This window comes from Sphingopyxis sp. H050 (genome assembly GCF_001468265.1).
In the GTDB taxonomy this organism is placed as follows: domain Bacteria; phylum Pseudomonadota; class Alphaproteobacteria; order Sphingomonadales; family Sphingomonadaceae; genus Sphingopyxis.
The window spans coordinates 391747-400436 of the sequence record NZ_LNRZ01000004.1 but is presented as its reverse complement, the minus strand read 5'-3'; the positions used below and the strand labels follow the sequence as shown (position 1 = coordinate 400436).

The following is an 8690-nucleotide window of genomic DNA, read 5'->3' as shown; positions in this document are numbered from 1 at the left end:
GATCTCGGGGTGTCTCGACTTCGCTCGACACGAACGGAAAGGGAGGGCGGGCTGGGACCCGCTCCGGCAGGTGCCGAAGGCTAATCCGCTTCGCACGTCTCGCAATTGACCACCTCGACGATCATGTCGCCGGGTTCGAGCGTCTGCACCTCGGGTTCCCAGAAGCCGTAGGGCCTGCCGGCGCGGTAGATGCGGAGGCCGCGGCCGCCGCTGGCCAGCTGGTCCAGGCCGCGGCCGACTTCCTCGCCGCTCACCGGCCGCTCGCGCAGTTGCACCTTGCCGCCCGTCGCGGCGAGGTCCGCCATATAGTCGGCGACATGCTCGCCCTGCGCCGAGCCAGCCAGAAGCAGGCCGGTGAAGCTGACGGGATTGATGACATTGTTCGCGCCCGCCTGCCGCGCCAGCAGTTCATTGTCCTTCGCGCGAATGACAACGCTGATCGGGACGTGGGGGGCAAGGTGACGGACGGTGAGGACGATCAGGATCGAGCTGTCGTCGCGGCCCGCCGAAACGAGGACGGTCTGCGCCCTTGCGATCTGGACGTCGATCAACGTGTCGTCGTTCGACGCGTCGCCCTGCAGCACGTTGCAGCCGGCGGCCTCGGCCGCCGCGATGCGAGGGCCCGATTGGTCGATCACGACGATGCAGGCGGGGTCGGTGCCGCGCGCGATGAGTTCGCGGACGGCTTCGGCGCCGCTGGTGCCGTAGCCGAGCACGACGCAATGATCGGTGAGCTTTGCCTGAATGCGGGCCATACGCCATTTTTCCCATGTGCGTTTGATGACGAAATTATAGGCGGTGCCGACGAAGATGAAGAGCACCGCAATACGGATCGGGGTGACGATCACCGCCTCGATCAGCCGCGATCGGTCGGAGACAGGGGCGATATCGCCGAAACCGGTGGTCGTGACCGAAATCATCGTGAAATAGACGACGTCGAGGAAGCTGATGTGGCCATCGTGGCTGTCCTTCAGCCCCGCGCGGTCGATCCAGTGGACGAGGACGACGATCGCGATCAGGAAGAAGGCGAGGCCAAGCCGTGCGAGCAGGTCGGCCCAGACCGGCCATTTCGCGGCTCGGCGCAGCAGGTGAAAGCCGCTCTGGATCTGGAGCTGGGGGTTCGGCCGCTTGCTCATTGCGGACCTTGTGCCAAAGCCGCCGCGCGAAGGCTAGCGGCTATAGGCGCTGCGCAGCGCGGCCAGCGAGGCGTCGTGTGTGAGGTCGAGCTGGAGCGGGGTGACCGAGATATATAGATCGTCGATCGCCTCGAGGTCGCTGTCGTGGCCCGGGCTGTGTTCGATGCCGTGAAGGCCGAACCAGTAATAGCGATAGCCGCGCGGGTCGGTGCCCTCGACGATCGAGCCGCGGCCATAATCGTGGAAGCCCTGCCGTGTGACGCGGATGCCCTTGACCTCCGCGGCCGGAATGGCCGGGAAGTTGACGTTGATCAGCGTGCGCGGCGGCATCGCCATGTCGAGCAGCGGGCGCAGCACCTTGGCGCCCCAGGCTTCGGCCGCTTCGAACGGCACGCTGTCGCCCATGCCTTCCTTGGCATAGACTTGGCTGAGCGCGATCGAGCGGATGCCTGCCAGCGCGCCCTCGATCGCCGCCGAGACGGTGCCCGAGTAAGTGATATCATCGCCGAGGTTGGCGCCGCGATTGACGCCCGACAGGATGAGGTCGGGCTTTTCGGGCATCAGCTTGCCGATCGCCATCATCACCGAATCGGTGGGCGTGCCGCTGCACGACCAGCGCCGCTCGCCGTGCTGGCGGATGCGCACGGGGCGCGACAGGGTGAGCGAGTGGCCGGCGCCCGACTGTTCCTCGGCGGGGGCGCAGACCCAGATGTCGTCGCTTAGCTGGCGCGCGATGGCTTCGAGGATTTCGAGGCCGGGCGCGTGATAGCCGTCGTCGTTGGTGAGGAGGATGCGCATTCTGCTCGTCTTTCTTAATCCCGTTCGCATCAAGCGAAGTCGAGATGCCTATCAGCACGGCGCCCGGCCGATGGGTGTCTCGACTTCGCTCGACACGAACGGAAAAATGGCGTCACCTTGACCCGTCAGCCTATGGGCGTCAGCTTCGTAATTCCGCCCATATAGGGCAGCAGCGCCGCCGGAATATCGACGCTCCCGTCGGCCTGCTGATAATTCTCGAGGATCGCCACGAGCGTCCGCCCCACGGCAAGCCCCGAGCCGTTCAGCGTATGCACGAACTCGTTGCCTTTCGCGTCTTCGCGGCGGAAGCGCGTGTTCATCCGGCGCGCCTGGAAGTCGCCGCAGTTCGAACAGCTCGAAATTTCGCGATAGCTGTCCTGTCCGGGCAGCCAGACTTCGAGGTCGTAGGTCTTGCGCGCGGCGAAGCCCATGTCGCCGGCACAGAGGAGCATCTTGCGATAGGGAAGTTCCAGTGCTTCCAATATTTTCTCGGCAGCTCTTGTCTTGCGTTCGAGTTCGGCATCGCTGTCCTCGGGCCGCACGATCGACACGAGCTCGACCTTCCAGAACTGGTGCTGGCGGATATAGCCGCGCGTGTCGCGGCCCGCCGAGCCCGCTTCGGAGCGGAAGCAGGGGGTGAGCGCGGTCATGCGGATCGGCAGCTCGGCCCCGGGCAGGATATCCTCGCGCACCGCGTTGGTCAGGCTCATCTCGGAGGTTGAGATCAGCCAGCGGCCGTCGGTGGTTTGGAACAGGTCCTCACGAAACTTGGGGAGCTGCGTCGTGCCGAATGCCGCCTCGTCGCGAACCATCAGCGGCGTCGCGCATTCGACATAGCCGGGTTCGCCGGTCTGCATGTCGAGCATGAACTGGCCGAGCGCGCGTTCGAGCCGCGCCATCTGACCCTTGAGAAACGCGAAGCGCGCGCCCGACATTTTTGCTGCCGTCTCGAAGTCGAGACCGAGCGCGGGGGCGAAATCGGCATGTTCCTGCGGCGCGAAGTCGAAGGTTCGCGGCGTGCCCCAGCGCGAAATCTCGACATTCCCGTCTTCGTCCTCGCCATCGGGGACGTCGTCGGCGGGAAGGTTCGGAAGCGCAGCGAGCAGGTCGTGCAAGGCGGCCAGCTGCTCGCGCTCGGCCTCTTCCTTCGCGGGCAAGCTGGTCTTGAGTTCGGCGACCTCGGCCTTCAGCGCCTCGGCCTTGTCCGTGTCGCCTTGCGCCATCGCCTGGCCGATCAGCTTCGACGCTTCGTTGCGGCGCGCCAGCGAAGCCTGGATTTCGGTCTGAAGCGCGCGCAGCGATGCGTCGGCGGCAAGGATTTGCGCGGACAGGGGTTCGAGACCGCGGCGCGCGAGGCCGGCGTCGAAGGCTGCGGGATTTTCCCGGATCAGGCGGATATCGTGCATGGGCCGCGCTATGGCGGGGCCATCCGCGCCGCGCAAGCCTTGATCCTTTCGATCCTCTTCGTGCCGACCGTCCGCGGCAAGGGTCCGCGCCAAGGCGGCACGAAAAGAGGGCCGCCCCGAAGGACGGCCCTCAGTAAGGTGGTCGGGTTAGCCCCCTCGACCGCCAGTGGATTGCTTATGCCGCGTCGGCGGTGTGTTTGTTGCGGTTCGCGGCGCGGCGGCGCGCGACGAGCGCGGCGGCGGCGGCGCCGAACAGCAGGACCATCGGGGGCGCGGGCACCGGCGTCGGGGTGCCCGACGAGCCGCTGCTGGTGCCGCCCGAGCTGGACGAGGACGAAGAAGAGGAGGACGAGCTGCTGCTCGACGACGAGGACGACGCGCCGCTGCTCGAGCTGGTGCTGGTGCCGCCGAAGCTGCTGCTGCTGCTCGTGGCGCCCGAAGACGTCGCGCCGGAAGAACCGCTGCTCGACGAGGACGACGAGGAACTGGACGAGCTGCTGCTCGACGACGAGGAACTGCTGCCCGAACCGCCCGAGCTGCTGCTGGAGCCGCCCGAACTGCCTGTCGAACCGCCCGAGCTGCTCGAACTGCCGCCCTTCGAGGAGCTGCCCCAGCCGGACGAACCGTGCGAGCTGCCATGCGACGAGCCGCCCTTGGACGAGCTGCCCCAGCCCGAGCTGCCCTTCGACGAGCTGCCGCCGCCCGACGAGGACGAGCTCGACGAGGAGGAAGACGACGAGGACGAGGAGCTCGACGACGAGCTGCTGCTCGACGAGGTCGAGCTGATGCCGCCGGTCGAGGTCGACACATTGCCCGACGAGGTGCTGACGTTACCCGACGAAGTCGAGACATTGCCCGACGACGTGCTCACGCCGCCGGTCGAGGTGCTGACGCCGCCCGTGGAGGTCGACACGCCGCCGGTCGAGGTGCTCACACCGCCGGTCGATGTCGAAACGCCGCCGGTCGAGGTCGACGTCGACACGCCGCCGGTCGATGTGGATACGCCGCCCGAGGTCGAGCTGGTGCTCGACGTGATGCCGCCGGTGGTGGTCGAGGTGACGACGATGCTGCCGCTGCTGCCGCCGCCCGAACTGCCGCCGAAGAAACCGCCGAAAAAGCCGCCGCCGAAACCGCCACCGAAGCCGCCGCCGATCACGGTCACGCCGCCGCTGCTGCCGCCGCCTTCCCAGCCGCGCTGCGGAATGGGGGCATAGGGGATCGGGGGCAGGGGGATCGTTTGGGTCACGACCTGCGTCTGCGGCGTCGCGCTGCGGATCACGCGCTTCGTGGTCACGACGCGGCGGATGCGCTTGACCGGCTTCTTGGCCGCGTGACGCTTGCGTACGACCTTCTTGGGACCGCAAGGCTTGCACGATTGAACCGTCGCCGCGCGCGCCTTGGGCACGTCGGTGATCTGCATCGCGCCGCTGCCGATAAGGGCGCCGCCGCAGGTGCAGGCACAAAGCTTGGCGAGGGCCATTCGGACGGACATAGGTATCTCTCTCTTTCCCGTTGCGGTGCGACAGGGCTCCTGTTGTACCTCCCGCTAAGGCGAAATGGCCAAAGCTTTGTGAACGCGTCCATTGCGTTAACCGCGTTTGCCTGTCCGAGAGCGGGAAAAGGGTCGCGGAATCAACCAAAATCCGCGTAACTGTCCCAAATCAATACGAATTTGCGCTCAAATCGGACCGATTGGTTAAATTGCAGCATCGCAAAACTGTGCCGATCCGGTTCCGTCAGTACAGCAGGACCGGCGGAAGGGTGGAGCCGGTTCAGCTTTGCTTCACCCCAATGCGACTAGCCGCTGCTTCGACGCTTGTGTCGGCCCCGGCGGCTGGTTATAGGCCCGGCGCATTCCACCGGCTTCCACGTTCCGGCGGCCCGGTGACAGGAAAGGACGCGAAAAGTCTTTTATGCCAACCCAGATTGCCGATGTTGGCGCCGACGCGCTCCTTGAAGCCAAATCAAACCTCGATTCGGACTATGTCCCGAGCGACGACGAAGAGTTTATGAACGAGCGGCAGCAGGAATATTTCCGCGGCCTGCTCCTAGCTTGGAAGAAGTCGATCCTGTCCGAATCGGAATCGACGCTGGCGCAGCTTCAGGACGGTCCGCTGCGCGAACCCGATCTGGCCGACCGCGCGTCGAGTGAAACCGACTGGGCGATCGAACTGCGCACCCGCGACCGCCAGCGCAAGCTGATCGCAAAGATCGACTCGGCGATCCGTCGCATCGACGAGGGCGAATATGGCTATTGCGCCGTCACCGGCGAACCGATTTCGCTCGCCCGGCTGCAGGCGCGCCCGATCGCGACAATGACGCTGGAAGCGCAGGAGCGCCATGAGCGCAACGAGCGGATCTCGCGCGAGGACTGAACCGTTTTCGCTAACTGCCCCGCACCGGGACAAAAGCATTTCCCCATTTACGTTTCCGCAAGGGCTGCGTCCTAGATTCGCGGGTCTGACATTGAACGCGGGGATAGGTCGCAATGGAATCGCGCGTACCGACATCGGTAGATGAAGAAGTAGCGGCGCTGTCGCGCAGCGCCGATCGCGACAGCCTGTTCATGCAGGCGAGCGTCGTGGTTCCCGGACAGCCCGCAGCTGTCACGGTGCGCGTACGCAATCTGTCGGTGGGCGGCATGCTTGCCGAGGCCAAGATTCGTGGGCTGGCGCAGGGCGCTGCTGTCGAGGTCGAACTGCGCAACGTCGGCGAGGTCCCCGGACGCGTCGTCTGGGTCGGCGACGGGAAATTCGGGATCGCCTTCGACCATCCGGTCGATCCGCAGGCGGTGCGCCGTCAGGTTGTTCAGAAGCTGGAAGTGCCGCCGCATATCTCGGCGCTGAACAATGGACCTCTCTACCGCCGGCGCTGATGCAGCCCCTGGGGGATGGGCATCGAGCGGGGGCGGTAGCGGTCAGGCGACGGTCAGGCGGTCGCGGCCATTTCTTCCTTGATACGCAGTTTCTGCTTTTTCATTTGCGCCACCAACCCGGTATCGGGGCAAGGGCGGCGCTCCTCATTCGCAATTTTCTCGTCGAGGTCCGCGTGGCGGGACTTCAGGGCGGAAAGATGCGAGGTGGTCATGGGCCATTCTCCTTTGCGACTCGTCTTGGGGGACACGGAGTAAAACATGAATCGGGCGCGATGTCGTGACGATTCGGCCAGCCGGTCCCCGTTGCGGACGGGCTGTGAACGTGGCAGGAGACAGGGCGTGAGCCCCGAAGAAATCTCCCAACGTCTGGAACTGCTTCGCCTCGAGCATCGCGATCTCGACGCTGCGATTATCGCGCTCGCCGACGCCACAATCCCCGACCAGTTGCAATTGGCGCGCATGAAAAAACGCAAGCTCCGCCTGCGCGACGAGATCGCCTGGTGCGAGGATCAGATCATCCCCGACATCATCGCCTGATTCGAAACGGCCCGGATTCAAATCGGGACGACCGGCGCGCAGGATTTCATGGTTACCGCCATTGCGGTGCGGGCCCCGCACGTGCCATTCCTTCGCCCATGATGACGGGGCAAACAGAGGATGCGGCGAGCGGGCTTCCGGTGCGGCGCGCGCAGGTCGAAAATCTCTACGTCGAGGCGATGGTGCTCGCCGACGAGGCGCATGCCGCCTTTGCCGCGCAGCGCGACCTTGGCAGTGTGCGCGGCGATGCCCTGCTCCAGGTCAGTCTCGCCTGCGAATCTCTGAAGACGACCACCCGGCTGATGCACATCATCGCCTGGCTGCTCCATCGCCGCGCGATGATCGCGGGCGACCCCTACGCCGGGCCGAATGACAGCGCGGCGCGGATCGGCGAGCCCGTCATTGCCGATTGGGACATCTGCGCGCGCTTCGAAGAGCCGCTCCGCCGTATCGTCGCCAACAGCGAGCGCCTGTTCGAACGCATCGCCAAGCTGGAGGCCGGATGGCAATCGCCCGCCGCCCCGCCGCCGGTACACGCACTACTCGCGCGACTGGAGGCGCGGTTTTAGGGCTGGAAACGACCGGAAGCTGCCGTTTGATCCTCCCCCGTAGGGGGAGGGGGACCACCCGAAGGGTGGTGGAGGGGACGGGAGGTTTGCGCTGTGCCAAATCGACAAGCCGCTCGTTTCTGACAACAAAGGTGTAATACGTCAGCTCGCCGGCAAGGTAATCCGCCTGTGCCCCTCCACCAGCTTCGCTGGTCCCCCTCCCCGTTCCGGGGAGGATCCGTTAGGTCCGCTCACCACCCCCAAACCGACACCGGCGTCGAAATCAGGGGAGCCACTCGACCCACGCGCCATGCGCGTGCGAACGGCCGATTATCTTCGACGACTCGCCGCCGGGCCAGTAGCGCACGGCCAGTTCATGGCTGTGCACGGTCCGGTTCGCCTCGAGCGCGATCCAGGCGAGCGGGCGGTCGGGCGTCGCTGCGGCGCCGGCGTCTTCCATCGCGCCGGCCACGCGGATCTGCTGGTCCTCCGGCACATATTGCCAGACGATCGAATGCATCAGCACGCGCGTCGTGCCCTTGGCTTGCGGCTTCTTCAGTTCGGCCTCGACGAAATCGGCGGCATTGGCGCGGATGATGTCGGGCTTCTTCTGCGTGGCGGCCGCGATCGCCGCTGCCATGCGCTCGAAGCGGATGATGTGCTCTGGCCAGATATAGGCTTTGAGACGAAGGGCCTGCGCTGGATCGGTCAAGTCGACGGGGCCGACGTCGCAACCCTTGAGACCCGCGAAGTCGATCTTGTGCTGCGGCGGATGATGGCCGCGCCACTCCGGCGTGAAAGCCATCACCCCGGGCTCGGGCCCGACCTGCACCCCGCCGAGATCATAATGATAACGGTCGAGCATCAGGTTGATCCCGGCGCTCGATCCGATCTCGAGGCAGTCGAAGTGCGGCGGCAGGCCCTGCTCGGTCAGCCACAGCATGGCGGCGATGAAGTTCGACGAGCGCCCGGCTTCGTTGGTCTGCGGCGGGCCGTCGAGCCATGGGAGCAGCGCCGCCTCGTGACCCGCGACGACGCCGGCGACGATCGCGGCGTCATTGATGTCGTCGGCATCGGCATAGATCGGCGCGAGCGCGGGCGACTTGCCCGCCAAATGTAGCGCATGAAGCCCACCAGCCGCGCGCAGCGGAAGAGCATCGGCAAGCGGCGGGCCCTGCCAGTCGGCGATTCGCCGGGCGAAAGCGGTCGCCGGCTTGTCGAGCAGGGTCGCCAGCGCGGCGACGATCCGCGCGGTCACCGGCGCGTCGTTCGCGCGGCAATAGGCGACCTGATTGGCAAAGGCGGCACGAACCGCGCCCGGGCCGGTGTCGCCCAACTCCATGGCTTGATAGCGCTCGCTCATTGCCCTTTCTCCCGTCGCCGCTTATGG

Annotated in this window: 10 protein-coding genes; 5 read left to right on the top strand and 5 right to left on the bottom strand. The window is 65.9% G+C overall.

Annotation, left to right across the window (positions count from 1 at the left end; genetic code table 11):
- Window positions 1-80: 80 nt before the first annotated feature.
- The 3 genes from ATE67_RS11115 to serS all read right to left on the bottom strand — a co-directional run bounded on the left by ATE67_RS11115 (window position 81) and on the right by serS (window position 3340).
- Window positions 81-1136 (bottom strand): potassium channel family protein, encoded by a 1056-nt coding sequence (locus tag ATE67_RS11115; protein ID WP_058816725.1) that lies wholly within the window; start codon window positions 1134-1136, stop codon window positions 81-83.
- A 33-nt stretch (window positions 1137-1169) separates the two neighbouring features.
- On the bottom strand, window positions 1170-1934 hold the full coding sequence (gene surE, locus ATE67_RS11110; RefSeq protein WP_058816724.1) for a 5'/3'-nucleotidase SurE: 765 nt from the start codon (window positions 1932-1934) through the stop codon (window positions 1170-1172).
- Between the two features lie 125 nt (window positions 1935-2059).
- On the bottom strand, window positions 2060-3340 hold the full coding sequence (gene serS / locus ATE67_RS11105) for a serine--tRNA ligase (RefSeq protein ID WP_058816752.1): 1281 nt from the start codon (window positions 3338-3340) through the stop codon (window positions 2060-2062).
- 191 nt (window positions 3341-3531) lie between these two features.
- Between serS and ATE67_RS21850 the strand changes: the two genes are divergently transcribed.
- The 3 genes from ATE67_RS21850 to ATE67_RS11090 all read left to right on the top strand — a co-directional run bounded on the left by ATE67_RS21850 (window position 3532) and on the right by ATE67_RS11090 (window position 6215).
- Window positions 3532-4554 carry a hypothetical protein gene (locus tag ATE67_RS21850; RefSeq protein ID WP_231728117.1) on the top strand — a complete coding sequence of 341 codons (1023 nt, stop codon included), beginning with the start codon at window positions 3532-3534 and terminating at the stop codon, window positions 4552-4554.
- Between the two features lie 699 nt (window positions 4555-5253).
- The gene (gene dksA / locus ATE67_RS11095) at window positions 5254-5715 is read left to right on the top strand and encodes an RNA polymerase-binding protein DksA (RefSeq protein ID WP_058816723.1); all 462 of its coding nucleotides are present in this window, start codon (window positions 5254-5256) and stop codon (window positions 5713-5715) included.
- 113 nt (window positions 5716-5828) lie between these two features.
- Window positions 5829-6215 (top strand): PilZ domain-containing protein, encoded by a 387-nt coding sequence (locus tag ATE67_RS11090; RefSeq protein ID WP_058816722.1) that lies wholly within the window; start codon window positions 5829-5831, stop codon window positions 6213-6215.
- A gap of 53 nt (window positions 6216-6268) precedes the next feature.
- On the opposite strand, the gene ATE67_RS21040 is transcribed toward ATE67_RS11090, so the two are convergent.
- A complete protein-coding gene (locus tag ATE67_RS21040; protein WP_082660315.1) occupies window positions 6269-6427 on the bottom strand; it encodes a YdcH family protein in 159 nt (52 codons plus the stop codon).
- 127 nt (window positions 6428-6554) lie between these two features.
- Between ATE67_RS21040 and ATE67_RS11085 the strand changes: the two genes are divergently transcribed.
- Both ATE67_RS11085 and ATE67_RS11080 read left to right on the top strand, forming a co-directional pair.
- Window positions 6555-6752 carry a YdcH family protein gene (locus tag ATE67_RS11085; RefSeq protein WP_058816721.1) on the top strand — a complete coding sequence of 66 codons (198 nt, stop codon included), beginning with the start codon at window positions 6555-6557 and terminating at the stop codon, window positions 6750-6752.
- A gap of 98 nt (window positions 6753-6850) precedes the next feature.
- On the top strand, window positions 6851-7321 hold the full coding sequence (locus ATE67_RS11080; RefSeq protein WP_231728116.1) for a DUF1465 family protein: 471 nt from the start codon (window positions 6851-6853) through the stop codon (window positions 7319-7321).
- Between the two features lie 262 nt (window positions 7322-7583).
- Here the strand turns inward: ATE67_RS11080 and ATE67_RS11075 are convergent, their stop codons facing one another.
- Window positions 7584-8663, bottom strand: a complete 1080-nt coding sequence (locus ATE67_RS11075) for a DUF2332 domain-containing protein (protein WP_058816719.1) — start codon at window positions 8661-8663, stop codon at window positions 7584-7586.
- Window positions 8664-8690: the final 27 nt, after the last annotated feature.

Bases quoted from the DNA above. Each gene is read 5' to 3' on its own strand.
- ATE67_RS11115 (WP_058816725.1), bottom strand. From the start codon at position 1,136: ATGAGCAAGCGGCCGAACCCCCAGCTCCAGATCCAGAGCGGCTTTCAC.
- surE (WP_058816724.1), bottom strand. From the start codon at position 1,934: ATGCGCATCCTCCTCACCAACGACGACGGCTATCACGCGCCCGGCCTC.
- serS (WP_058816752.1), bottom strand. From the start codon at position 3,340: ATGCACGATATCCGCCTGATCCGGGAAAATCCCGCAGCCTTCGACGCC.
- dksA (WP_058816723.1), top strand. From the start codon at position 5,254: ATGCCAACCCAGATTGCCGATGTTGGCGCCGACGCGCTCCTTGAAGCC.
- ATE67_RS11090 (WP_058816722.1), top strand. From the start codon at position 5,829: ATGGAATCGCGCGTACCGACATCGGTAGATGAAGAAGTAGCGGCGCTG.
- ATE67_RS21040 (WP_082660315.1), bottom strand. From the start codon at position 6,427: ATGACCACCTCGCATCTTTCCGCCCTGAAGTCCCGCCACGCGGACCTC.
- ATE67_RS11080 (WP_231728116.1), top strand. From the start codon at position 6,851: ATGATGACGGGGCAAACAGAGGATGCGGCGAGCGGGCTTCCGGTGCGG.
- ATE67_RS11075 (WP_058816719.1), bottom strand. From the start codon at position 8,663: ATGAGCGAGCGCTATCAAGCCATGGAGTTGGGCGACACCGGCCCGGGC.